Here is a 24,940-nt window from a genome sequence, read left to right on the forward strand (position 1 = left end):
CACCCCAACCCTCCCCCGCAAGCGGGAGAGGGAGTTGCAGCGCGCTTCGGGGCTGCCATTGGTTGCTCAAAGCAGGTCATGCTTCCACCGCCCGCCCCTTGAGCGCGAACAGGCCGCGCGGCCGTTTCTGGATGAACAGGATGATCAGCACCAGGATCGCGATCTTGCCGAGCACCGCGCCGGCCATCGGCTCGAGGAACTTATTGGCAATGCCGAGCGTGAAGGCGCCGACCAGCGTGCCCCAGAGATTGCCGACGCCGCCGAACACCACGACCATGAAGCTGTCGATGATGTAGCTCTGGCCGAGATTCGGGCTGACATTGTCGATCTGCGACAACGCCACGCCGGCAATGCCGGCGATCCCCGAGCCGAGGCCGAAGGTCAGCGCGTCGACGCGCGAGGTGGCGATCCCCATCGAGGCCGCCATGCGGCGGTTCTGGGTCACCGCGCGCATCTCGAGTCCGAGCGCGGTGTAGCGCAGCATCGCCAGCAGGATGGCAAACACCGCGAGCGTGAAGCAGAGGATCCAGAGCCGGTTATAGGTGATGGTGATCTGGCCGAGCTCGAAGGCACCGCTCATCCAGGACGGGTTGCCGACCTCGCGGTTGGTCGGACCGAACGCGGTGCGCACCGCCTGCTGCAACACCAGCGACAGGCCCCAGGTCGCGAGCAGCGTCTCCAGCGGACGGCCGTAGAGAAAGCGGATGATGGTGCGCTCGATCACGACACCGATCAAGCCGGCGACCAGGAAGGCGAGCGGCACCGCGATCAGCAGCGAGTAGTCGAACAGCGCAGGATAGCTGCTGCGGATCACCTCCTGCACCACGAAGGTGGTGTAGGCCCCGAGCATCACCATCTCGCCATGCGCCATGTTGATGACGCCCATCACGCCGAAGGTGATGGCAAGCCCGATCGCGGCGAGCAGCAGCACCGAGCCGAGTGACAGGCCGTACCACGCATTCTGCACCATCGACCACATCGCCAGATTGCTCTGGATCGAGGACACCGCGCTCGCGGCGGCGTTGGCGACCAGCGGCGGCTGGTCGGTGCCGAGCCCTGTGAGCAGCGCCAGCGCCTCCTGATCGCCGCGCGCCTTGACCACGGCGACGGCGTCGAGCTTGTCGCTGTCGGATGCGTCCGACTTGAACAGGATGATGGCGGCGCGCGCCTCGGCGAAGGCCTGCTTGACCGACTTGACGCTCTCCTTGGCGAGCGCAGTCTCGACCGTCGGCAGCAAATTCTCCTCGTGGCTCTTGAACACCGACTGCGCGGCGGCGAGGCGTTTGGCCGGATCCGGCGACAGCAGCGTCAGGCCGCCGAGCGCGGCCTCCACGGTGCGGCGCAGGCGGTTGTTGAGACGGACGGCGGCGGCGTTGTCGGGCAGCTTGTCGACGGCAGCGCCCGTGGCGGCGTCGACGATCTTGCCGTCGGTCCGCGTGATGAAGACCTTCTTGCTGTCGGGATCGGCCGAGAGCCGGCCGTCCTGCAACGCGCTGATGATGGGCGAGGCCAGCGCATTGCCCGACGCGGCGACCTCACCGATCGCAGCCTCGGTGTCGGAGAACTCGTCATTGGCGAATTTGGCGACCGAATCCTCGAACGGACCGGCCAGCGCCGGCACAGCAAGGCAGCTCAGCAGCACGATCGAGAGAAACAGCGCACGAAAACGATCAATACAATTGGCGAACACGTCAGTACCCCGGCAGGAGTGTGAGGAGAAGGCGGCGAGCTGTGCCGCCTTCTCCAGGTTCTTGGATGGTTGTGTTGTGTCGTCGATCAGGTCAGGAGCTCAGGAGCCCTGTTGTCAGGAGCCTTGTTGTCAGGAGCCCTGGCCGCCGCACTTGTTGGTCTTGGTGTTGTAGTTGCCGCACTTCTTGCCGACCCAATCGCCGATCAGGTCCTTGGAGCCCTCAAGCTCCTTCGACCAGGCATCGCCGGCCACCAGGCCCGGGGTCTTCCAGACCACATCGAACTGGCCGTTGCCCTTGATCTCGCCGATGAACACCGGCTTGGTGATGTGGTGGTTCGGCAGCATCTGCGACACGCCGCCGGTCAGGTTCGGCGCCTCGATGCCGGGAAGCGCATCGATCACCTTGTCCGGATCGGTCGACTTCACCTTCTCGACCGCCTTCACCCACATGTTGAAGCCGATGTAGTGCGCTTCCATCGGATCGTTGGTCACGCGCTTCGGATTCTTGGTGTAGGCCTGCCACTCCTTGATGAACTTCTCGTTCGCCGGGGTCTTGATCGACTCGAAGTAGTTCCAGGCGGCGAGATGGCCGAGCAGCGGCTTGGTGTCGATGCCGGCGAGCTCTTCCTCGCCGACCGAGAACGCGACCACCGGGATATCGGTCGCCTTGATGCCCTGGTTGCCGAGCTCCTTGTAGAACGGAACGTTGGCGTCGCCGTTGATGGTGGAGACCACCGCGGTCTTCTTGCCGGCCGAGCCGAACTTCTTGATGTCGGCCACGATCGTCTGCCAGTCGGAGTGACCGAACGGCGTGTAGTTGATCATGATGTCGTCCTGGGCGACGCCCTTCGACTTCAGATAGGCTTCCAGGATCTTGTTGGTGGTGCGCGGATAGACGTAGTCGGTGCCGGCCAGCACCCAGCGCTTCACCTTCTCTTCCTTCATCAGATAGTCGACCGCCGGGATCGCCTGCTGGTTCGGCGCAGCGCCGGTGTAGAACACGTTGCGCTCGGACTCCTCGCCCTCATACTGCACCGGATAGAACAGGATGTTGTTCAGCTCCTTGAACACCGGGAGCACGGATTTGCGCGACACCGAGGTCCAGCAGCCGAACACGACCGCGACCTTGTCCTTGGTGATCAGCTCGCGGGCCTTTTCGGCGAACAGCGGCCAGTTCGAGGCGGGGTCGACCACGACGGGCTCGAGCTTCTTGCCGAGCACGCCGCCCTTCTTGTTCTGCTCGTCGATCAGGAAAAGGATCGTGTCCTTCAGCGTGGTTTCGCTGATGGCCATGGTGCCCGACAGCGAGTGAAGGATGCCAACCTTGATGGTGTCGTCGGCCGCTTGCGCGGGCGCGAGGGACGAGGACGCAGCCAGGCCCAAAACCAGGCCGGCCGTCGCCGCGAGCGCGCGGCGGCGGGTCATCGTCGTTATTTTGTGAGAAAGGTGAGTAAGCATGAAATGTCGTCTCCCTGACGCAGGCGTGGAACGCTGCGAACGGCCGCTTGGCCGCCTGCGGTTAAGGGAATCGCAAGAACTGTGCCACGGTGCGCAGCCCCCGTAAGCCGATGAACCGGCTGGATAATTTCATCGGTTCCGGGCAAATACGGAAGCCGCCTGCTCAATCATTGAGCCGCCAACTTGACTGCCGAAAGAGCAATCAGACTATTTTGTAGGCAAAATCGCCGTCTTGGCTAAATTTCCGGCACCGATTTGTGACAGTTTGCGCGATGGTTCAGCGAACTCCGGGCACCAAAGACGACGATATCATCTTGAAACCGCCCAGTTCCTGGTCCATATCCTCGCCATGCCCGCGACATCGCGGTGCCTTCGCGAGCTGCGTGTTCAAGCTGCCCCAAGCGGCTTCTGGCTCGCCTTTCAGCTAACCCAGCTTGACGCCCCAGACACGCGGGTGTCCCCGAATGCCTTCCTGCGCTTCCGGCCGATATGGGCCGGGACGACGACGGCTTTTATGGAAAGAACCACCTTTTGACCTCCTTTCAGGATTTCGGCCTCGCCGATCCCATCGCCCGCGCGCTCCGAGAAGAAAATTATCTCACGCCGACCCCCATCCAAGCCCAGACCATCCCGCTAGCCCTTGCCGGCCGCGACGTCGTCGGCATCGCCCAGACCGGTACCGGCAAGACCGCCTCCTTCGCGCTGCCGATCCTGCACCGGCTGCTTGAAAACCGCGTCCGCCCGCAGCCCAAGAGCTGCCGCGTGCTGGTGCTCTCGCCGACCCGCGAACTGTCCGGGCAGATCCTCGACAGTTTCAACACCTATGGCCGCCACATCCGGCTGTCCTCGACGCTCGCCATCGGCGGCGTGCCGATGGGCCGCCAGGTCCGTTCCCTGATGCAGGGCGTCGAGGTGCTGGTCGCCACCCCCGGCCGCCTGCTCGACCTCGTGCAGAGCAACGGACTGAAGCTCAACCAGGTCGAGTTCCTGGTGCTCGATGAGGCCGACCGCATGCTCGACATGGGCTTCATCAACGACATCCGGAAAATCGTCGCCAAGCTGCCGATCCGGCGCCAGACGCTGTTCTTCTCGGCCACCATGCCCAAGGACATCGCCGAGCTCGCCGAGGCGATGCTGCGCGACCCGGCCCGCGTGGCGGTGACGCCGGTGGCCTCGACGGTGGATCGCATCGCCCAGCGCGCGATCCAGGTCGATTTCGCGGCCAAGCCGACGGTTCTCGCCCAGTTGCTGAAGCAGGAGCCGGTCAACCGCGCCCTGGTCTTCACCCGCACCAAGCACGGCGCCGACAAGGTGGTGAAGAGCCTTGCCAAGGCCGGCATCGAGGCCAATGCGATCCACGGCAACAAGTCGCAGAACCACCGCGAGCGCACGCTGGCGGCGTTCCGTTCCGGCGAAATCCGCACGCTGGTGGCGACCGATATCGCCGCCCGCGGCATCGACGTCGACGGCGTCAGCCACGTGGTGAATTTCGACCTGCCCAACATCCCGGAGACCTACGTCCACCGCATCGGCCGCACGGCGCGCGCCGGCGCCGACGGCGTCGCGATCTCGCTGATCGCCGGCGCCGAGGAGATGGGCTATTTGCGCGACATCGAGCGGCTGATCCGGATTACCGTGCCGCGGGAAGACCGCCGCACGCAGGGCAGCTCCTCTGGCGGCCGCGAGGCCGCCGCGCCGGCGCAGGCCACCCACCCGCACCGGGGCGGCCGTTCTGCGCCCCGCGCGCACAATGTCCGTGGGAATGAGGCCGCTCCGGGTGCAAAAGGCCCTCGCCGCCGCCGCCGTCGAGGTGGTAATAATGGCGCGCCGCAGACGAGCCGGGGCGAGTCGCCGCGTCCGTCGCAGGCCGGCAACAGCGAAGGCATTCAGGGCGTCGCCTTCTTGCATCGCGAGAGCCGGCCGAATCCGCAACACAACCGCAACAACCGACCGAAGCACTAGCCGTCGCTCGATCTGGAGAAACATATGGCTAAGGAAGAGCTGATCCAGTTCGAAGGACTGGTGACCGAAATCCTCCCCGACGCTCGTTACCGGGTGCAACTCGATGCCGGGCACGAGATCGTCGCCTACACCGCCGGCAAGATGAAGAAAAACCGCATCAAGACGCTGGCCGGCGACCGTGTTACGATCGAAATGTCGCCCTACGATCTCGAAAAGGGGCGCCTGATCTTCCGGCACAAGGACGAACGTCCGAGCGGCGCGCCCGGTGGCCCGCCGCGGGGCGGAGCCCAGCGCGGCGGGCAGTTCCGCCGCCGATAAGCGGGGTATTGCAACCGCTGCGGGCATGACGTCCTGATGTCCTGCGCACAATTGGCCGGCGGCTGCGCCGGCCAAAAAATCGCGCACGTCAGGATTGTTTTCAGGATTGTTTTGAAGCCTTCTATCGAATAATATCCTACCCATCGATTTTCGGCCGGACGACATTAGCCAATACCGGTACAGCCGGTTCAGACGCTGACGACCCTTCCAAAAATTCGATCTCACCACCCCGCCGATCAGCGGGTCTTGAACTTGTATATCTGAGAAGGGACTACCCACGTGAGCATGGGAACCGTGAAGTGGTTTAACGCGACCAAGGGCTACGGCTTCATCCAGCCGGATGAAGGCGGGAACGACGTGTTCGTGCACATCAGTGCAGTCGAGCGCGCCGGCCTTGGCACTCTGCGTGAAGGCCAGAAGATCTCCTACGAGATCGTGGCTGACCGCCGTTCCGGCAAATCCTCGGCCGACAATCTGCGCGCCGCCGGATAAGCCGATTTCCCGGGAGCGCGAAGCTCCCGGAAATTGTCGTTAAAGCATCAAGGGCCGCATCTTCGGATGCGGCCCTTTTTGTCTGGATTTGCGAGTCTGCCGCCGCAGCCTGGTGCATGATCCGGACAAGTGCCAAGCGGTTTCCCTCGCGACAAAGGCGGAAGGCGTTTGCGCGGAGCTCGTGCTTGAGCAACGAGCTCAAGTGCGAAGACGATTCAACCTCGTCTCATCGCGCTTCAGTAGGTCGAGCAGGTCGTCGGCATCGTGGCGGAGGTCGGGGCGTAGAACACGCAAACCGACTGCCGCGGCCTTGTGAAGGCGACATCGGTGAGATTGATGCCGCTCTTGGCCATCACATAGCCGACCGTCGGAACGTATTTGTAGCTGACTTCGCTGAAGATCAGATAGGTGCCCGCAACCAGCAGCGCCGCCGGAACGACGCTGGTCACGACATCGCCCTGACTGCGGCTCGAGGCCGTCAATGTGGCCTGGGTGGCCCCCGTGGCCATCACCCCGGCCTTGCTCCACTGGATCCGCGCGACCTTCGAGGCATCGACGTAGATCTCCGACAAGGTGACCTTGGTGGGCGTCGGATCGTACGGCGTCATGATGCCGACGCTGGCGCTGAAGAAGTTCTGCAGGTCGGCATCCACCACCTGCGTCGACTGCGAGGTCAAGTCCGACGCGGCGCGCGCCATCAAGGTGACCTTGCGGTCGACCGCGACACCGGATGAAAACTCGACGGTGCCGAAGAACAGCACCAGCATCAGCGGCAGGACGAAAGCGAACTCGACCGCGGCAAGGCCCCGGCGGTCATTGCAGAGGGCCGCGAGCGAGCGCCGCAAGGCCGCTGCCCGGGTTTTCATGACGTTGCTCATGAGCATGTCGCCCCGGCGGTGCCGGATGGCTCGTTCTTGAATGTCGCGGTCGCGGTCAGCAACCGCTTGCCGTTGGCGAGGTTGGCGACATTGAAGCCAAGCTTGGTGACGAACAGCGGCCACTGATAGAACAGCCGGACCACCACGACGTCGCCGTCCTTGCCGGGACACCATTTCATGGTCGGAATGAATGCGTTGTTGGAATCGATTGGAGGCGCGATGTTGACGCTGCTGAAGCCCGTCGCGGCGGGATAGCTGCGCACGTCGACCGATATGCCGTTGGCGCAATCGAACAGCGCGCTGACCTGGCCGCAGACGAAGTTCTTGAACTGCTGCTGGGTATAGCTTGCGCCCTGCGCCTGACCGGTCATGATCATGCGCGCGGAATCCTGCGTCACCGTCTCCAGCACCTGGCTCGCGAAGAAGATCATCGCCACTTCGATGATCGCAAACAGCAGTCCGAAAAACAGCGGCGCGACCATCGCGAATTCGACCGCGGTCGCGCCACGGCGGTTTCGGCGAAAGCGATGGAGGAGGCGCGCGAAAGAATGAGCGGGCAGCGACATCAACGACCCCGGATCAACATGGCGACAACAACTACCCAAGACTCATTGTCGAAGTATTTCGCCGGATCGAGACAGAGCGACCCGATCCGTTAGGCTTTTCTTAACCATGTCGGATGAACCGCCTGCGGCCGGCGGCTGCCCCGGCGTGTGAAGCGCCGGCGCGGACACGCGCTAGTTCTGCGGCTTCGCGGCTGCGCCCGAGCCGGAGGCCTGGCTGTTGAGCGAGCCGGCCTGGTCCATGGTCGACTTGAAGTAGGTCTCGCCGTCGCCGAGGGTGATGCGGCGCTGGCAGACCGGCATGCAGCTGTAGGTCTCGCGATCGACGCCGCGATAGACGGTGACCAACTGGTCGGTCGGACCTTCGACCTGGATCTGGCGATCCACCAGCACCTGGCCGGTGCGGTCGAGAGCGATGAAGTTGGTCGCGCCGTAGCCCTTGCCGGTCACGACGACAACGCCGCCATTCTGCAGGGTGACGTCGGCGATCAGCGGGTTGCCGACCACGATGGTGGAGATGCCGCCGGGCAGCTTGACGAGCTTGGCCTGATCGACATTGACCGCAATCCGGTCCGGATCCGGCGCGGCCGTTGCGAATGCGGGCCACAGCAGAACGGCTGCGGCCAGCGAGATGAATCCAATGCGCGCGACGGCGCGAATACGCTGGGACTGAAACGACATACCTTACCCCGGGACGTTAACAAGCCGGCAAAAGCGATACGCAGCGGACCGGCGCCCGACGCAGGCAAATCTGACGGCAATTCATTTAAGAAGAGCAAAAATCGACCGCTGAATTGCGCGGATGTCACGACTTCCGGAACGGATCGGCCAACGGCCCGGTGATCCCGCGGAAAAGCGCCCCCGCGGGGACCGCCGCCTAGTGTGCTGAATGCGAAGTTCGCTCCGAAGGTGCGGCAAATGATGCGAACTTCGGATTCGGGACACTAGCCGGCGGCACGCACATGCACCACCACACGATCGTCGGCGTAGAGGCGCTGCCAGCCATCGATGTGATCGAGAAATTTGGAGGCGGGCGTTGCCGGATCGAGCATCACCGCGTCGATTCTGTAGGTCTTGAGCAGATCGAGGAAGCCGTCGACGTCCTTGAGCTGGAGCGCACGGTAATAGGCCATCTCGAAGCTCTCGCCGTAAAGCTCGGCACGGCCGTCGACGAACACCGGCACCTGACGCCAGATCAGATAGCCGCCGAACTGCAGATCATTGAGCACGCGCTGCACGTTGTGCGCCTTCAGCGCGTCGACGGCGGCAGCGGGCGAATGGATCGGCGGCGGCGACATGTCCCGACGCGCCGCAACAAACCAGGTCGAGACGCAGAGCGCGGCGATCAGCATCGCGGCCGGCATGGCCTTCAGCCGGACCACGCTTGCGGCACGCAGGCCGAACTGGGTTGCCACCGGCGTCAGCACGGCCAGCGGCAACAGCAGGGCGAACAGCTCGAGATTCCTGACATGGGATAGCGCCATGTGCAGCAGGCCCAGCGCCAGGGCGATCCGCGGCAGCGGCAGCCTTACCCCGCAATAGAGCGCCGCGCCGATCAGGCCGAGAATGGTCAGCTCGAACGCATCGACGTGGCTGAAACTTGCCGGCATCCACTCCGCGATGAGATGCAGCAGCTCACCGAGGCTGAGAATCCTCAGCGAGGCGAGGATCGTCCCCCAGCCATAGGGCGTCGCGCAGCACGCGGCCAGCGCGCCGAGGCCGAATGCGGCCCAGCGCAGCGCCAGTGGCAATCTTTGCGCGCGCGCGGCGTTCCACAGCGCATCGAGCGCGAAGGCGCCGGCCAGCACCAGGCCGAACAGAAAGCCGCCATGCAGATTGGCCCAGAGTGCGATCGGCGGCAGCAGCCAGAACGAGGGGGCCTCGCGGCGTTCGCTGGCGACCATCAGGCCGTTCGCCCAGACCATCATGATCGGCAGCGCAAGCACATGCGGGCGGGCCAGCAGATGCCCGCATGTCAGCACCAGCGCCGCCAGCGCGATCAGGCTGGCGTAGATCGCCGGCAGCGCGCGGCTGAGGATGGCGGTGAGCAGTGCGAAGGTGGCGGCGCCGCAGGCCGCGGCCAGCGCCGCGGGCCCGGTCCACCCGGCAAGGTCGTAGGCCTTCGCGAACAGGACCTGCGCCAGCCAGGACGACGACACCCAAGGCTCACCCGCCTTGGTGAAGGAATAGATATCGACCGACGGCAATGCACGGTGGTCGAGGATCCACCGGCCGACGGCAATCTGCCAGTAGGTGTCGGAATCGGCGAGCAGCCTGTCGCCGACGACCAGCAGCAGCGCATAGACGCCGCACGCCATCCAGAACCAGGCCGGGACTTCGGCGAACACCGAGGCCCGCGCCTGTGGGACGGTTGCGGTCTCAGCACTCATGCGCGCGCGGTCCGGTCAATGACGGAACGGATAGGCGAGCTGTCCGCCGATTTCGGCCGGCACGCCCTGTTCGGCGTCGACGCCGTAATCATCCGGAAGCTTGCCATCGGGCATGCGGAACGTCCCGAACAGAATGTCCCAGAGCGGAAACGTGCCCGCGAAATTGGTGTCGCCACCCTCCTCGAGCGCGGTGTGATGCCAGCGATGAAACACCGGCGTGGCAATCACATATTTGAACGGGCCGAGCGTCCAGTTCAGGTTGGCGTGCACGAAGGCGGAGTGGAATGTGGTGAAAGGACCGACCCACAGCATGATGTTCGGCGAGATGCCGGCCATCAGCAGGATCACGTCGACCGAGATCGTGCCGATCAGCAGATTGACGGGATGGAAGCGCGCCGCCGAGATCCATTCGAGATCCTCGGAGGAATGATGAATGGCGTGGTACTTCCAGAAGCCGCCGCCGTGAAACATCCGGTGCAGCCAATACAGCATGAAGTCGGAGGCGACCAGGAAGATGATCGATTGCAGCCAGAGCGGCAGCTGCGCCAGCGGGCCGTGTCCGTTCTCGTAGAACGAGATCAGCTCGTCGGCACCGTGCACGTCGAACACCGCGGCCGCGCCCACCACCAGCAGCCCGATGCGCAGCACGCGGGCGAATACCGGCACGAAGAACCAGTAGCAGATGTCCGTGACCAGCTCGCGCTTCTGCCACCACGGCTTGCCGGGATTGCAGGCCCAGAAGTGGGTCAGCACCGTGAAGAACAGCGCGAGGCCGATCGTGATCGGCACCACCCTCATCATCGTCTGGCCGAGCATCTCGATGACTTCGATCGGAAGGGTGGACATGGCAGCCTCATACTACGGAAGCCCCATGGGTATAGATGTGCGCTTAAGGAGCCGTGAATAGGCCCCAAGCGCCCGATCGCAGCAACAGTCTGCAATTCTAGCGGACCGCTTAATGCCAAATTTACTGTGCGCAACAACAGCGGGTTCCCGCAGAGTTTATGCGATCAAATTAACTGCGCCGAAATCGTCCAACACTAGGGTGCCGCAATGGTCACGGTGCTGAGAACGCCGGCGAGACCAAATCTAGTTCGACCAGCCACGTGTACACAGGAGTGATTTTATGAAGAACCTCGTTTCGCGCTTCGTGAAGGACGAATCGGGCGCGACCGCCATCGAGTACGGCCTGATCGCCACCGGTATCGCCATCGCGATCATCGCTGCAGTCAACGGCGTCGGCACGAAGCTCTCGGGTACCTTCAACTCGATCTCGGGCTCGCTGAAGTAAGCCGGCTTCGACGAATTCGCATCAAAGGTCCCGGCAATCCCGGGACCTTTGCTATTTGTAGGGGGCCGATCGGCAGCCTCCGTTGATGGTGCCGGCAATCCTTTTCCGATTGTTCATCATTGGCCGCTAGCGTCGGGTCTCGACCGCAGCTCCAGCTTGACGGCATGAATTCATGATCCTCGACATCGCGCGCTTGATGCTGTTTCCGGCCCTGATGGCCTTTGCGGCGGCGAGCGATCTCCTGACCATGACGATCCCGAACCGGATTTCGCTGGCGCTGGTGGCGGGCTTCTTTGTCCTGGCGCCGCTGACCGGGATGGGCGTCCACGATATCCTCACCCATGCCGGCGCAGGCGCACTGGTTCTCGTGGTGGCGTTCGGCATGTTCGCGATGGGCTGGGTCGGCGGTGGAGACGCCAAGGTGGCGGCCGCGGCCGGCCTGTGGTTCGGGTTCGAGCATCTGCTGCCCTATCTGGTCTTTGCGTCTTTGTTCGGCGGTGCGCTGACCGTGCTCCTGCTGCAGCTTCGGCAATGGCCCCTGCCCTACCCGCTCGCGTCCCAGGCCTGGCTCAGCCGCCTGCACGACAAGCAGACCGGAATTCCCTACGGCATCGCACTCGCCCTCGGCGCCCTGCTGATCTATCCCGAGACGGACTGGATCAAGACGATCGATCTCGCGCACTTCGCGATGCGCTGAGAAAGCAGCGGTAACCGCCCGTTAAGGCGATTTAGATACGCCTCATTAACCATGCTTTGACGAATAGCTGGTCAACTCCCATCACGGCGGCGGCAGCGTCGCGGCGTCATGTGGAAAGTGAAGCGTAATGGATAAGGCCCGCATTCTGGTCCTGGCAATTGCAGGCTGCGCCGGCCTTGCGGCGCTTTATTTGGCGAGCGGAAGCGACGACAAGCCGGCGGCCCCTCCGCCAGTTGCGCAGCTGCCGACCGTCGACATCCTGGTCGCGCGCGCCGACATCGGCCTCGGCCAGGCAGTGAAGGCCGAAGATCTGCAGTGGCAGACCTGGCCGGCGGCGACCGCCAGCGCCAGCTTCATGCGCAAGGACAGCCACGCCGACGCCATCAAGGACGTCACCGGCTCGATCGCGCGCGCCCCGTTCATCCAGGGCGAGCCGATCCGCGAGCAGAAGCTCGTCAAGGCCGACGGAAGCGGCTTCATGGCCGCGATCCTGCCGACCGGCATGCGGGCGGTATCGACTGAAATCTCTCCCGAGACCGGTGCCGGCGGCTTCATCCTGCCGAACGACCGGGTCGACGTCTTGCTGTCGAAGCGGGACAAGAATCCCGACCGCAGCGGCGCCGACATCGTCAATTCCGAGGTCATCCTGACCAATATCCGCGTCCTTGCGATCGACCAGGCGCCGAAGGAGAAGGACGGCACCAACGCACTGATCGGCAAGACGGTGACGCTGGAGCTGAAGCCTGACCAGACCGAGACTCTGGCGCGCGCGCGCCAGAGCGGCGTCCTGTCGCTGGCGCTGCGCAGCATCGCCGACAACAACGGGACCGACGTCAGGACCGACGACAACCACCAAAGACGCGGTGAGACCATCAACGTCATCCGCTTTGGCGTTGCCAACCAGGCAACGATGCAGAAGTGACCATGAGGACACAGGTGATGAAGGGCGGGGCAACTCAACGGACGATGCGGGCCTTCATGGTCCGCGCATTGTCGTTCTCGGCCGTCGCGGCGCTCACGCTCAACCCGGCGCTGACGCCGGTGGTGGCGGGCGACTACCGCGCCGCTCCCGCCGCCGCCGACGGCCAGATGAATGCCCGCTTCCTCGCACTCGGCGTCGGCAAATCGGTGGTGATCGATCTGCCGAGGGACATCAAGGATGTGCTGGTCGCCGATCCCAAGATCGCCAATGCCGTGGTCCGCTCGGCGCAGCGCGCCTACATCATCGGCGCGACGGTCGGCCAGACCAACATCGTGTTCTTCGACGCCGCCGGCCAGCAGATCGCGGCCTATGACATCGCGGTCAAGCGCGACCTCAACGGCGTGCGCGCGGCCCTGCGCGCAGCACTGCCGAATGCCGATATCCAGATCGAAGGTGTCGGCGAGGGCGTCATGCTGACCGGAAGCGCGGCGAGCCCGATCGAAGCGCAGCAGGCCGGCGAGATCGCCACGCGGCTGGTCGGCAGCGCCGACAAGGTCGTAAACTCCATCACGGTTCGCGGCCGCGACCAGGTGATGCTGAAGGTGACGGTCGCCGAAGTCTCGCGCAGCCTGATCAAGCAGCTCGGCATCGACCTCACCGCGAACCTCAATTACGGCACCACCGTGGTGAAATTCACCAACAACAACCCGTTCACGGCGAACAACGCAGCGCTGGTGCCCGGTAACGCCCTCACCACATCGTTCGGCGCGGCTCCATCGGTGTCGGCGACGCTACGCGCGATGGAAAGCGCGGGCGTGGTGCGGACGCTCGCCGAGCCGAACCTGACCGCGATCTCCGGCGAATCGGCGACCTTCATCTCGGGCGGCGAATTTCCAATTCCGACCGGCGTGACCTGTCAGACCACGACGGGAGGCGCGATCGGGAATTGCGTTCAGACCGTCAGCTTCAAGAAATTCGGCATTTCGCTCAACTTCACGCCGGTGGTGCTGACCGAGGGACGGATCAGCCTGCGCGTGATGACGGAAGTGTCGGAAGTCTCGACCGAGAACTCGCTGACCGGCGGCGCCGGCGGAACGACGATCCCCTCGATCAAGACCCGGCGTGCCGAGACCACGCTGGAAATTCCCTCGGGCGGCTCGATGGCGATGGCCGGCCTGATCCAGGACCAGACCAAGCAGGCGATCAATGGCCTGCCCGGGCTGGCGTCGCTGCCGGTGCTCGGAACGCTGTTCCGCAGCCGGGACTTCGTCAACAACCAGACCGAGATGATGGTGCTGGTGACGCCCTATGTCGTTCGCGCGGTGGCGCAGAAGGACCTGTCGCGCCCGGATGACGGCTTCGCCAACGCATCCGATCCGCAGGCCGACCTGCTCGGCAGCATCAATCGCGTCTACGGCGTGCCCGGCCGCACCGAGCCGGCGCGGAATTACCGCGGCACTTACGGCTTCATTACGGACTGAGGCGGACGATGACACAGACCACATCCAGGACATCCGCCGGTTACCAGCGCGGCATCGCTCTCGCCGGGGCGCTCGTCAGCCTCGCGATGACGCTGGGCGCCTGCCAGCACGCCGCCGACAACAGCTTCGCGATGGTGAACGCGCCCGCCGACTATCGCCAGCGTCACCCGATCGCGGTCACCGAGGCTGATCGCTCGATCGTGGTCTTCGTCGGCCGCAGCCGCGGCGGCCTGACTGCGGAGCAGCGCGCAGAGGTGATGGGGATGGCGCAGGACTGGATGCGCGAGGGAACCGGCGCCGTCACCATCGACGTTCCCGCCGACACGCCGAACGCACGGACCGCCCAGGAATCGCTGCGCGAAATCCAGGCCACGTTCACCGCCGCCGGCGTGCCGCCGCGCGGGATCCTCGTTCGCAAATACCGTCCCGAGGATCCGCGCCAGATGCCCGCGATCCGCGTGAACTATCCAAAGATGAAAGCGGTCGCCGGGCCGTGCGGCCTCTGGCCGGAAGATCTCGGCCCGTCGATCCACAACGGGTCCTACATCGAGAACAAGCAGTACTACAATTTCGGTTGCGCCAATCAGCGCAACCTCGCAGCCATGGTCGAAGACCCAACCGACCTCGTGCAGCCGCGCGCGGAGACCCCTGCCTATACGTCGCGTCGTAACATCGCCTTCGACAAGTATCGCAAGGGCACCACCACCGCCACGAGTTATCCCGAGTCCGACAGGGCCAAGCTAAGCGACACAGGAAAATGATCACCTACGCGCAGCAAAACTCCGAAGAGCAGACGGACGCGGCGCCGCAGGCCGCGGACGACCATATTGCTCCGGCGCCACGGGTTTCAGTCCAGGCGTTCTGCGAAACGGTCGAGACCGCTGCCGCCGTGCAGTCGGCGGGCGAGGATCGCCGGCTGGCCAAGGCTCACCTCAAGATCCAGATGGGCGGCATGGCGGCCGCCATCGAGGCCTATCGCTCGGCGCCGACGCCCAATGTCATCATCCTCGAGACCGAGGGGCGCGGCGACATCCTGGCCGGCCTCGATCAGCTCGCAACAGTGTGCGACGCCGGCACCCGCGTGGTCGTGATCGGCCGCGTCAACGACGTGACGCTGTATCGCGAGCTGGTGCGCCGCGGCGTCAGCGATTACGTGATTGCGCCGGCCCATGCGATCGACGTGGTGCGCGCGGTCTGCAACCTGTTCTCGGCGCCGGAAGCCAAGGCGGTCGGCCGCATCGTCGCCGTCGTCGGTGCCAAGGGCGGCGTCGGCGCCTCGACCATCGCCCACAATGTCGCCTGGGCGATTGCCCGCGATCTGGCGCTTGATTCCGTGGTCGCCGACCTCGACCTCGCCTTCGGCACCGCCGGCCTCAACTACAACCAGGATCCCGCGCAGGGCATCGCCGATGCCGTGTTCTCGCCGGACCGCGTCGATACCGCCTTCGTCGACCGCCTGCTGTCGAAATGCACCGACCATCTGAGCCTGCTGGCGGCGCCCGCCACGCTCGACAAGGTCTACGATTTCGGCGCCGAGGCGTTCGACGCGATCTTCGATACGCTGCGGACCACGATGCCCTGCATCGTGCTCGACGTGCCGCATCAATGGTCCGGCTGGACCAAGCGCGCGTTGATCGCGGCCGACGACATCCTGATCGTGGCGGCACCTGACCTTGCCAATCTGCGCAATGCCAAGAACATGTTCGACCTGCTGAAGGCCTCGCGGCCCAACGACCGCGCACCGCTGTACTGCCTGAACCAGGTCGGCGTGCCGAAGCGTCCCGAGATCGCGGCCGGTGAGTTCGCCAAAGCGATCGAAAGCCAGCCGATCGCCGCCATCCCGTTCGATCCGCAGATCTTCGGTTCGGCCGCCAACAACGGCCAGATGATCGCCGAGATTTCTGCCAATCACCGCGCGGTCGAGATGTTTCTGCAGATGGCGCAGCGGCTGACAGGCCGCGGCGAGACCAAGAAGCCGAGGGGGTCCTTCCTGTCGCCCCTGCTCGAAAAGCTGCGGTCCAAATAGTGGTCCGCGTGGAGTCACGACGTCGTGTTTGGTAAGCGTAGCGGAAACGATGGGGACGTGCGGGCACCCAAGCCCGCGTTTCAGGCGCCGGAGCCTGCCGGCGCGCCGGCGATGTCGCGCGAGTCCGCCGCACCGGCGATCTCGTCGCCGCCGCTGGCGCCGAGCAAGCCACCGCCTGCTCCCGCCGTCGAAGCCCGCCGCTCGGACAACTACTACCAGGTCAAGGCGACGATCTTCGGCGCCCTGATCGAGGCGATCGACCTTGCCCAGCTCGCCAAGCTGGACAGCGAATCGGCGCGCGAGGAAATCCGCGACATCGTCAACGAGATCATCGCGATCAAGAACATCGTGATGTCGATCGCCGAGCAGGAGGAGCTGCTCGACGACATCTGCAACGACGTGCTCGGCTATGGCCCGCTGGAGCCGCTGCTGTCGCGCGACGACATTGCGGACATCATGGTCAACGGCGCAGGCACCGTGTTCATCGAAGTCGCCGGCAAGATCCAGCGCACCGGCATCCGTTTTCGCGACAACCAGCAGCTTCTCAACATCTGCCAGCGTATCGTCAGCCAGGTCGGCCGGCGCGTCGACGAATCCTCGCCGATCTGCGACGCCCGCCTCGCCGACGGTTCCCGCGTTAACGCCATCGTGCCGCCGCTGGCGATCGACGGGCCCGCGCTCACCATCCGCAAATTCAAGAAGGACAAGCTGACGCTGGAGCAGCTCGTCAAGTTCGGCGCGATCACCCCGGAAGGGGCGACCATCCTGCAGATCATCGGCCGCGTCCGCTGCAATGTGATCATCTCCGGCGGCACCGGCTCGGGCAAGACCACGCTGCTGAACTGCCTGACCAACTATATCGAGCACGACGAACGGATCATCACCTGCGAAGACGCCGCCGAGCTCCAGCTGCAGCAGCCGCATGTGGTGCGGCTGGAAACCCGGCCGCCGAACATCGAGGGCGAGGGCCAGGTGACGATGCGCGAACTGGTCCGCAACTGCCTGCGTATGCGCCCGGAACGCATCATCGTCGGCGAAGTCCGCGGACCCGAAGCGTTCGACCTGTTGCAGGCCATGAACACCGGCCACGACGGCTCGATGGGCACGCTGCACGCCAACAATCCGCGCGAAGCACTGTCGCGCTGCGAATCCATGATCACCATGGGCGGCTTCTCGCTTCCGTCACGCACCATTCGCGAGATGATCTGCGCCTCGGTCGACATCATCGTGCAGGCGGCGCGCCTGCGCGACGGTTCGCGCCGCATCACGCACATCACCGAGGTGATGGGCATGGAAGGCGACACCATCATCACCCAGGATATCTTCCTCTACGACGTGGTCGGGGAAGACGCCAACGGCAAGATCATCGGCAAGCACCGCTCGACCGGCATCGGCCGGCCGCGCTTCTGGGAGCGTGCGCGCTACTACAATGAAGAGAAGCGGCTTGCGGCGGCGCTCGATGCCTCCGACGCGCCGGCGCCGGTCTAGGGGAACGCAGGATGCAGACGCAAACTCTGGCTCTCGCCTTCCTCGCGGCCACGACGGTGGGCGGCATCGCCTGGGTCTTCCTGTATCCCTACCTTTCGGGGGAGAAGAAGGCCGAGTCGCGCCGCGCGTCCGTGGCGCGCAGCGAACCCACGACGACACGAAATGCCGACCGCACGCAACGCTCCCGCCGCGAGCAGGTCGAAGGATCGTTGAAGGAGCTCGAGGCGCGGCGTCAGAAGGACAAGAAAGTCCCGCTCGGCCTGCGCATCTCGCAGGCCGGACTGGACTGGTCGGAACAGAAGTTCTGGATGATCTCCGGCGCCCTCGGACTGTTCGGGTTCGGCGCGGCATTCCTGGCCGGCGGCGGCATGCTCGGCGCGGCCGGCATCGGCTTTGCCATGGGTCTCGGCGTGCCGCGCTGGCTGCTCGGCTTCCTGAAGAAGCGGCGGGAAAAGGCGTTCCTGAAGTCGCTGCCTGACGCCGTCGACGTCATCGTGCGCGGCATCAAGGCCGGCCTGCCGCTGTTCGAATCGCTCAAGGCGGTCGTCAACGACGCGCCGGAGCCGCTGCGCAGCGAGTTTCTCGCCATCATCGAGACCCAGGCGATCGGCATGCCGCTCGGCGAAGCCTGTGCCCGGCTCTACGAGCGGATGCCGCTGCCGGAGGCCAACTTCTTCGGCATCGTGATCGCGATCCAGCAGAAGTCCGGCGGCAATTTGTCGGAAGCGCTCGGCAACCTGTCGAGGGTGCTGCGCGACCGCAAGAAGATGGCCGAGAAGATCCAGGCGATGTCGATGGAAGCGAAGGCCTCCGCCGCCATCATCGGCTCACTGCCGCCGATCGTGATGATCCTCGTGTTCCTGACGACGCCGGACTACATCGCCCTGCTGTGGACCAATTCGATGGGCCAGCTCATGCTGGTCGCCTGCGCGATCTGGATGTCGATGGGCGTGCTGGTGATGAAGAAGATGATCAACTTCGATTTCTGACGGTGCAGCATGATTGATATTCTGGTCGCCAAGCTCCACGACGTCAGGTTCATGACCATGCTGCTTGCCTTCTTCGCGGCAAGCGCGACGGTCTACACGCTGGTGATGCCGCTGCTCGCCGGCGGCGATCTCAACAAGCGCATGAAGGCGGTCGCCAGCGAGCGCGAGCGCCTGCGGCAGCGCGAGCGCGACCGTCTCTCCAAGTCGGAAAAGGTGACGCTGCGCCAGACGCCGAAGCAGGCCGTCTCCAAGATGGTGGATGACCTGAACCTCACCAAATGGCTGGCCCAGGAAGCGGCGATCGAGAAGCTCGTGATGGCGGGCTATCGCGGCCACGCTCCGTATGTCTATTTTCTGGCAGCGCGGGCGGTCACGCCGATCCTGATGCTGATCGGCGCGATCATCTATACGTTCTTCATTGCCGGCGCGAACTGGTCGCTCACGCTCAAGATCGGCATTTGCGTCGGCGCGGCCTATGCCGGCCTGCAGGCGCCGATGCTGTTCCTGAAGAACGCGATCTCCAAGCGCCAGCTCCAGATCAAGCGCGCCTTCCCGGATTCGCTCGACCTGCTGCTGATCTGCATCGAGTCGGGCATGTCGGTCGAGGTCGCGTTCCGGAAAGTGGCCAACGAGATCGCCGGGCAATCGGTCGCGCTGTCGGAGGAGTTCGCGCTGACGACCGCGGAACTGTCCTATTTGCAGGATCGCAAGACCGCCTACGAGAACCTGGCGCGCCGCACCGGGCTCGAAGGCGTGAAGTCGGTGTGCATGGCCTTGCAGCAGTCCGAACGCTACGGCACGCCGCTCGGCCAGAGCTTGCGCGTGATGGCGCAGGAAAACCGCGACATGCGGATGAACGAGGCCGAGAAGAAGGCCGCAGCACTGCCACCCAAGCTGACGGTACCGATGATCCTGTTCTTCCTGCCCTGCCTGTTCATCGTGATCCTCGGCCCGTCCTACATCAAGATCGCCACAATGCATTGAGTTGCGCAGCAGCGGACCGCGTTACTGCTTTTCCTTCCCCCTGAAAGGGGGAAGGCCGGGATGCGGGTCGGCCGCAGACGCCGCTGCGCATGCAGAGATGATCCCCACCCGCTTTGCTCTCGCGAGCAAAGCGACCTCCCCTTTTCAAGGGGAGGTTTGGAACATGCATAGCCCAAATGACGGTCCGCCTTCTCCTTCCCCCTGAAAGGGGGAAGGTCGGGATGGGGGTCGGCCGCAGACGCCGCTGCGCATGGAGAGATGATCCCCACCCGCTTTGCTCTCGCGCGTAAAGCGACCTCCCCTTTTCAAGGGAAGGTGGAAGTGCCCGTTTGGTTTAGTCGTCCTTGGCGACGACCGGCGCCGCACGCGACGCGGTCCGCGGGCCGTCCTTGCGGTTCAGCATGTCGCGGAGATAGGCGACGTTGGCGGCGGCCTCATCCGACGGCAGGTCGGCCTTGACGATCGTTTCGGCCTCGGCGAAGCGGCCCTGCAGGCCGACGACCAGCGCAAGGTTCTGCCGGATCCGGGTGTCGGCGCGGGCGCTGGCATAGGCCTGGCGCAACGTCTCTTCCGCTTTCGGCAAATCCTTGGTCAGCATGTAGGACAGGCCGAGATTGGACAGCACCGACGGCTCGTCCGGTGCCAGCCTGAGCGCACTGGCGTAATAGCGCCGCGCCTCCTCGTGCCGGTTCATCTTGTCGAGCGTGGTGCCCTGCACCGACAGGATCCTCCAGTCCGGATTGTCCGGGCTATGTGCGCGGCTCAGCACGTCGAATGCAGCCTGCGAATTGCCGTTGTCGGCCAGCGCGCGACCATAGGCGGCGAGCAGCGCCTTGTTGCCGGGGTTGGCGATTGTGGCCTGCTCGAGCACGGCGCAGGCCTGCGAGCGCTGTCCGGTCATCCGCAGGGCCTGGCCATAGCCGACCGCGGCGGCAACATCTTTGGGATTCTTGCGATAGCGCTCGCCATAGACCTCGACGGCGCGGCGCGGATCATCGGGCGTGGGATCGGACCGGGACGTGATCGATCCCGCCACGTCGGACATGGTCTGGCAACCGCCAAGCCCTGCGGCCAGGACCGTCAGGAGGGCTGCGGAAGCGAGATGCCGGGTCAGATTGGACTGTCGACGCATGGCACTGTGACTCACGAAATCGGGCGAACGGTTCCAGCCGAGTGTGCCAGCAATAGACTGTTAACCCTAACGTCTGGTTAACTGGCGGCGTTGACAACCGGCCCGCCGGTTCCGGCCTGCACGGCGCGTGAACCGTTGGCGCGCTACCATCCGTGGCGAAAGGCGTGTAGTAGCCCACCAACGACGCCAGAACAGCCGAGAGCCGCATGCCATCCGTGTTCGAGACCGCCACGACCGCCGCCACGCCGATCACCTTCGTCACCAAGGCGACATGGGATGCGATTCGGGGCGAGCTGCCGGCGCCGGCACGCCAGTTCGCGGCGGCCAATGACTTTGCGGCCAAGCCCGGCAAATTGCTCGTCCTGCCGGCGGCAGACGGCGGCATCGCGCAGGTGTTGTTCGGTCTCGAGGACGCCGACCACAAGGCGCGCGATCCGTTCCGGCCCGGCGCCCTGCCCGGCCTGCTGCCGCCGGGCGTCTATCGGTTCGCCAATGCACCGCATGACACCAGACTTGCCGCACTTGCCTTCGCGCTCGGCTGCTATCGCTTCGCCCGCTATCGCGCGAACAAGGTCCCCGAAGTCCGCCTGGTGCCGCCCGACGGCGTCGACGCCGCCGAGATCACCCGGATGGCGGATGCCGCGGCGCTGGCGCGCGACCTCATCAACACGCCGTCCAACGACATGGGACCGGCCGAGCTCGCGGACGTGGCGCGCGACCTCGCGACGCGGTTCGGTGCGGCCTTCAATTGCATCGACGGTGACGAGCTCGCGCAGAACTTTCCGCTGATCCACGCCGTCGGCATGGCGTCGACACGGCCGCCGCGGCTGATCGAGCTGAGCTGGGGCGACCCCGCCCATCCGAAGGTAACGCTGGTCGGCAAGGGCGTCTGCTTCGATACCGGCGGGCTCGATCTCAAGCCTTCGAGCGGCATGCTCATCATGAAGAAGGACATGGGCGGCGCCGCCAACGTGCTGGCGCTGGCCCAGATGGTGATGGACGCGAAGCTGAAGCTGCGGCTGCGCGTGCTGATCCCGGCGGTCGAGAACGCCGTTGCCGGCAACGCGTTCCGCCCGCTCGACATCTTCAAGTCGCGCAAGGGCATCACCGTCGAGATCGGCAACACCGACGCCGAAGGGCGGCTGGTGCTCGCCGACGCGCTGGCCCTCGCCGACGAGGAGACGCCCGATCTTTTGGTCGACCTGGGCACGCTGACCGGCGCCGCGCGGGTGGCGCTGGGCCCGGATCTGCCGCCGTTCTACACCAATGACGAGGCGCTTGCCGGCGACGTCGCATCTTGTGCGAAGAGCGAGAACGACCCGTTGTGGCGGATGCCGCTGTGGCCGGCCTACGACGCCTGGCTCGACTCCAAGACCGCCGACATCACCAACGCACCGTCGGGCGGTTTCGCGGGCTCGATCACCTGCGCGCTGTTCCTGCAGCGCTTCGTCGAGCACGCGAGGAGCTGGCTGCACGTCGACATCTACGGCTGGACGCCGTCGGCAAAGCCCGGCCGTCCCGAAGGCGGCGAGTGCCAGGCCGCGCGCGCGATCTACAAATTGCTGAGCCAGCGCTATGCATGATGTCAGACTGACGCCGGCCCGCGACGACCTCGCGGCGAAATATCTCGAGGGCAAGGTCAAGGCCGCGCGCTTCGTCGAAGGCGACGTGCTCGAGGTCGGCGAGGCCATCGCGCCGCTGCGCCAGGCGCCGGCGAGCGATGCCGAACAGATGACGCAGGCGCTCCGGGGCGAGCGCGTCACGGTCTACGATCGCAACGGCGAAGGCTGGGCCTGGGGCCAGCTCGCCGATGACGGCTATGTCGGCTGGATTCCCGGGGCCGCGCTGACCAGGCCCGGCGCCGCCCCGACGCACAAGGTCACGGCGCTGCGCACGCTGGCGTTTCCGGGCCCGTCGATCAAGCTGCCGCCGGCCGAGGCGCTGGCGATGGGGACGAGGCTTGCGATCGTCCGCGAGGACGGTGCGTTCGCGGTGACCCGCGAGGGCTGGCACCTGCCGCGCCAGCATCTCGCGCCGTTCGACACGATGGCAGGTGATTTCGTCGCGATCGCCGAGCAATTCGTCGGCACACCGTATCTGTGGGGCGGCAAGTCGAGCCTCGGCATCGATTGCTCCGGCCTCGTGCAGATCGCGCTGACCGCCGCCGCCACCGGCTGCCCACGCGACAGCGACATGCAGCAGGACGGGCTGGGCCGCGAATTGACGGCTGCCGAATCCAAGCATCTACAGCGCGGCGACCTGATCTTCTGGAAGGGCCACGTGGCTATTGTGCGCGACGCGACGACGATCGTGCACGCCAACGCGCATCACATGGCGACGGCGGTGGAGAACACGCATGCCGCGATCGCGCGGATCAAGGCCGCCGGCAGCGAAGTCCTCGCGATCAAGCGGCTTTAACGAGATGCCGTAGGATGGGTAGAGCGCAGCGAAACCCATCAAGCTGCTACCGCGCGGAGCAATGATGGGTTTCGCGGAGTTTATCATCGGGCCGCGCGTTGCGCGGACCCGTTGGCTCTACCCATCCTACAAGATTACGTCGCCACCGCCCCGTCGCCGGCCGCTTCGATGCGGAACGCGGCGGCGAACAGCGCGCGGGTGTAGTCGCTCTTCGGATTCTTGAACAGCTCGGAGGCCGGTCCCTCCTCCTCGACCTTGCCGGACTTCATCACGATCAAATGGCTCGCCAGCGAGGCGACCACGCGCAGATCGTGCGAGATGAACATATAGGTGAGATCGCGCTTGCGCTGCAGGTCGCGCAGCAGGTCGACCATCTGGGCCTGCAGCAGCATGTCGAGCGCGCTGGTCGGCTCGTCCAGCACGACGAAATTCGGCTCCAGCACGACCGCGCGCGCGATCGAGATGCGCTGGCGCTGGCCGCCGGAGAATTCGTGCGGATAGCGGAAGCGCCAGTCGGGATCGAGCCCGACATCCTTCAAAGCCTTGATCACCCGCGCTTCACGCTCCTCGCGCGACAGCTGCTTCTGGTGCACCTCGAGCCCCTCGGCGATGATGTCGGCAACCGACATGCGCGGGCTGAGCGAGCCGAACGGATCCTGGAACACGATCTGCATGTCGCGGCGGAACGGCCGCATCTGCTTGAAGCGCAGGCCCTGGATGTCGTTGCCGAGGAACACGATCGGACCATCGGACGAAATCAGCCGAAGCAGCGCGAGCCCGAGCGTGGTCTTGCCGGAACCGGATTCGCCGACCACGCCAAGCGTCTCGCCCTTGCGCACCGCGAGGCTGACGCCATCGACCGCCTTGATGTGGCCGACGGTCGAGCGGAGCAGCCCGCGCTTGATCGGAAACCAGACCTTGAGATTGTCCGCCGACATCACGACCGCTGCGCCCGGCTGCGGCGGCGCCGGATCGGGCTTCGGCTCGGCCGCGAGCAGCGCCTGGGTATAGGCGTGCTTCGGCGCGGTGAAGACCTGCTCGACCGGACCCTGCTCGACGATCTTGCCGTTGTTCATCACGCAGACCGTGTCGGCGATGCGCCGGACGATGCCGAGGTCGTGGGTGATGAACAAGAGGCTCATACCGAGCCGCGCCCGGATCTCGGCGAGCAATGCCAGGATCTGCGCCTGCACGGTGACGTCGAGCGCGGTGGTCGGCTCGTCCGCGATCAACAGATCGGGCTCGTTGGCGAGCGCCATCGCGATCATCACGCGCTGGCGCTGGCCGCCGGACAATTGGTGCGGATAGCTCTTGAGCCGCGTCTCCGGCTCTGGGATGCCGACCTGGCCCAACAGCTCCAGCGTCCGCGCCCGCGCCACCGCGCCACTGACGCCCCTGTGCAGCGACAGGATCTCGCCGATCTGGGTCTCGATGGTCTGGAGCGGATTGAGCGAGGTCATCGGCTCCTGGAAGATGATCGAGATGTCGTTGCCGCGGACCTCGCGCATCTCCTGGTCGGACGCGGTCAGGAGGTCGCGGCCGCGGAAGCGGATCGCGCCGCTGGGATGCGATGCCGTCGGATAGGGCAGCAGCTTCAGCACCGACAGCGCGCTGACGGATTTTCCCGAACCGGATTCGCCGACCAGCGCGACGCACTCGCCGCGCTTGATCGAGAACGAGATGCCGTCGACCGCAAGCGCGCGGCCGAAGGCGACCGAGAGGTCGCGGACATCGAGCAAAGGCTGGTTGATCGCGTCCATG

The 24,940-nt window shown here is 65.1% G+C and carries 23 protein-coding genes; 14 read left to right on the top strand and 9 right to left on the bottom strand.

The window, feature by feature from the left end:
* Nucleotides 1–76: 76 nt before the first annotated feature.
* Together urtB and urtA are read right to left on the bottom strand one after the other, a co-directional pair.
* Nucleotides 77–1,675, bottom strand: a complete 1,599-nt coding sequence (gene urtB / locus AC1VNY_RS12830; protein ID WP_482405472.1) for an urea ABC transporter permease subunit UrtB — start codon at nt 1,673–1,675, stop codon at nt 77–79.
* 144 nt (nt 1,676–1,819) lie between these two features.
* Nucleotides 1,820–3,115: an urea ABC transporter substrate-binding protein gene (gene urtA / locus AC1VNY_RS12835; protein ID WP_439711144.1), complete on the bottom strand. Its 1,296-nt coding sequence runs from the start codon at nt 3,113–3,115 to the stop codon at nt 1,820–1,822.
* Between the two features lie 522 nt (nt 3,116–3,637).
* Between urtA and AC1VNY_RS12840 the strand changes: the two genes are divergently transcribed.
* From AC1VNY_RS12840 to AC1VNY_RS12850, 3 genes are all read left to right on the top strand, one after another.
* Nucleotides 3,638–5,110, top strand: coding sequence for a DEAD/DEAH box helicase (locus AC1VNY_RS12840; RefSeq protein WP_439711143.1), 1,473 nt, complete (start codon nt 3,638–3,640; stop codon nt 5,108–5,110).
* Nucleotides 5,111–5,134: 24 nt separating this feature from the next.
* The gene (gene infA, locus AC1VNY_RS12845; protein WP_016842649.1) at nt 5,135–5,428 is read left to right on the top strand and encodes a translation initiation factor IF-1; all 294 of its coding nucleotides are present in this window, start codon (nt 5,135–5,137) and stop codon (nt 5,426–5,428) included.
* A gap of 279 nt (nt 5,429–5,707) precedes the next feature.
* Entirely contained in the window at nt 5,708–5,920 is a 213-nt protein-coding gene (locus AC1VNY_RS12850) for a cold-shock protein (protein ID WP_016842648.1), read from the top strand.
* Between the two features lie 236 nt (nt 5,921–6,156).
* Here AC1VNY_RS12850 and AC1VNY_RS12855 read toward each other — a convergent pair whose 3' ends face one another.
* From AC1VNY_RS12855 to AC1VNY_RS12875, 5 genes are all read right to left on the bottom strand, one after another.
* Nucleotides 6,157–6,786: a TadE/TadG family type IV pilus assembly protein gene (locus AC1VNY_RS12855; protein WP_482405410.1), complete on the bottom strand. Its 630-nt coding sequence runs from the start codon at nt 6,784–6,786 to the stop codon at nt 6,157–6,159.
* An 8-nt stretch (nt 6,787–6,794) separates the two neighbouring features.
* Entirely contained in the window at nt 6,795–7,364 is a 570-nt protein-coding gene (locus AC1VNY_RS12860; protein WP_482405411.1) for a TadE/TadG family type IV pilus assembly protein, read from the bottom strand.
* Between the two features lie 171 nt (nt 7,365–7,535).
* A complete protein-coding gene (locus AC1VNY_RS12865; RefSeq protein WP_038387572.1) occupies nt 7,536–8,042 on the bottom strand; it encodes a pilus assembly protein N-terminal domain-containing protein in 507 nt (168 codons plus the stop codon).
* Nucleotides 8,043–8,305: 263 nt separating this feature from the next.
* Nucleotides 8,306–9,751, bottom strand: coding sequence for a hypothetical protein (locus AC1VNY_RS12870; protein WP_482405412.1), 1,446 nt, complete (start codon nt 9,749–9,751; stop codon nt 8,306–8,308).
* A 15-nt stretch (nt 9,752–9,766) separates the two neighbouring features.
* The gene (locus tag AC1VNY_RS12875; protein ID WP_482405413.1) at nt 9,767–10,597 is read right to left on the bottom strand and encodes a sterol desaturase family protein; all 831 of its coding nucleotides are present in this window, start codon (nt 10,595–10,597) and stop codon (nt 9,767–9,769) included.
* A gap of 280 nt (nt 10,598–10,877) precedes the next feature.
* On the opposite strand from AC1VNY_RS12875, the gene AC1VNY_RS12880 reads away from it, so the two are divergent.
* The 9 genes from AC1VNY_RS12880 to AC1VNY_RS12920 all read left to right on the top strand — a co-directional run bounded on the left by AC1VNY_RS12880 (nt 10,878) and on the right by AC1VNY_RS12920 (nt 19,629).
* Nucleotides 10,878–11,042, top strand: a complete 165-nt coding sequence (locus AC1VNY_RS12880) for a Flp family type IVb pilin (protein WP_016842642.1) — start codon at nt 10,878–10,880, stop codon at nt 11,040–11,042.
* Between the two features lie 172 nt (nt 11,043–11,214).
* On the top strand, nt 11,215–11,739 hold the full coding sequence (locus AC1VNY_RS12885; RefSeq protein WP_028342284.1) for an A24 family peptidase: 525 nt from the start codon (nt 11,215–11,217) through the stop codon (nt 11,737–11,739).
* A 127-nt stretch (nt 11,740–11,866) separates the two neighbouring features.
* Nucleotides 11,867–12,661 carry a Flp pilus assembly protein CpaB gene (gene cpaB, locus AC1VNY_RS12890; protein WP_028342285.1) on the top strand — a complete coding sequence of 265 codons (795 nt, stop codon included), beginning with the start codon at nt 11,867–11,869 and terminating at the stop codon, nt 12,659–12,661.
* A 2-nt stretch (nt 12,662–12,663) separates the two neighbouring features.
* Entirely contained in the window at nt 12,664–14,142 is a 1,479-nt protein-coding gene (locus AC1VNY_RS12895; protein ID WP_085970777.1) for a type II and III secretion system protein family protein, read from the top strand.
* Nucleotides 14,143–14,150: 8 nt separating this feature from the next.
* Nucleotides 14,151–14,903 carry a CpaD family pilus assembly protein gene (locus AC1VNY_RS12900; protein ID WP_283065023.1) on the top strand — a complete coding sequence of 251 codons (753 nt, stop codon included), beginning with the start codon at nt 14,151–14,153 and terminating at the stop codon, nt 14,901–14,903.
* The gene (locus AC1VNY_RS12905) at nt 14,900–16,168 is read left to right on the top strand and encodes a CpaE/TadZ family protein (RefSeq protein WP_482405414.1); all 1,269 of its coding nucleotides are present in this window, start codon (nt 14,900–14,902) and stop codon (nt 16,166–16,168) included. The genes AC1VNY_RS12900 and AC1VNY_RS12905 overlap by 4 nt, the downstream gene beginning before the upstream one ends.
* A 24-nt stretch (nt 16,169–16,192) precedes the next feature.
* Nucleotides 16,193–17,656: a TadA family conjugal transfer-associated ATPase gene (locus AC1VNY_RS12910; RefSeq protein ID WP_026192174.1), complete on the top strand. Its 1,464-nt coding sequence runs from the start codon at nt 16,193–16,195 to the stop codon at nt 17,654–17,656.
* An 11-nt stretch (nt 17,657–17,667) separates the two neighbouring features.
* Nucleotides 17,668–18,645 (top strand): type II secretion system F family protein, encoded by a 978-nt coding sequence (locus AC1VNY_RS12915; protein ID WP_038387578.1) that lies wholly within the window; start codon nt 17,668–17,670, stop codon nt 18,643–18,645.
* Nucleotides 18,646–18,654: 9 nt separating this feature from the next.
* Nucleotides 18,655–19,629 carry a type II secretion system F family protein gene (locus AC1VNY_RS12920; RefSeq protein ID WP_038387579.1) on the top strand — a complete coding sequence of 325 codons (975 nt, stop codon included), beginning with the start codon at nt 18,655–18,657 and terminating at the stop codon, nt 19,627–19,629.
* A 334-nt stretch (nt 19,630–19,963) separates the two neighbouring features.
* Here the strand turns inward: AC1VNY_RS12920 and AC1VNY_RS12925 are convergent, their stop codons facing one another.
* Nucleotides 19,964–20,761: a tetratricopeptide repeat protein gene (locus AC1VNY_RS12925; RefSeq protein WP_016842632.1), complete on the bottom strand. Its 798-nt coding sequence runs from the start codon at nt 20,759–20,761 to the stop codon at nt 19,964–19,966.
* A 206-nt stretch (nt 20,762–20,967) separates the two neighbouring features.
* Between AC1VNY_RS12925 and AC1VNY_RS12930 the strand changes: the two genes are divergently transcribed.
* The gene (locus tag AC1VNY_RS12930) at nt 20,968–22,344 is read left to right on the top strand and encodes a leucyl aminopeptidase family protein (protein ID WP_482405415.1); all 1,377 of its coding nucleotides are present in this window, start codon (nt 20,968–20,970) and stop codon (nt 22,342–22,344) included.
* A complete protein-coding gene (locus AC1VNY_RS12935) occupies nt 22,337–23,179 on the top strand; it encodes a C40 family peptidase (RefSeq protein WP_482405416.1) in 843 nt (280 codons plus the stop codon). Before AC1VNY_RS12930 ends, AC1VNY_RS12935 begins: the two co-directional genes overlap by 8 nt.
* Nucleotides 23,180–23,313: 134 nt before the next feature.
* Here AC1VNY_RS12935 and AC1VNY_RS12940 read toward each other — a convergent pair whose 3' ends face one another.
* Nucleotides 23,314–24,939, bottom strand: a complete 1,626-nt coding sequence (locus AC1VNY_RS12940) for an ABC transporter ATP-binding protein (RefSeq protein ID WP_482405417.1) — start codon at nt 24,937–24,939, stop codon at nt 23,314–23,316.
* Nucleotide 24,940 lies beyond the last annotated feature (1 nt).

This window comes from Bradyrhizobium ferriligni (genome assembly GCF_056837965.1).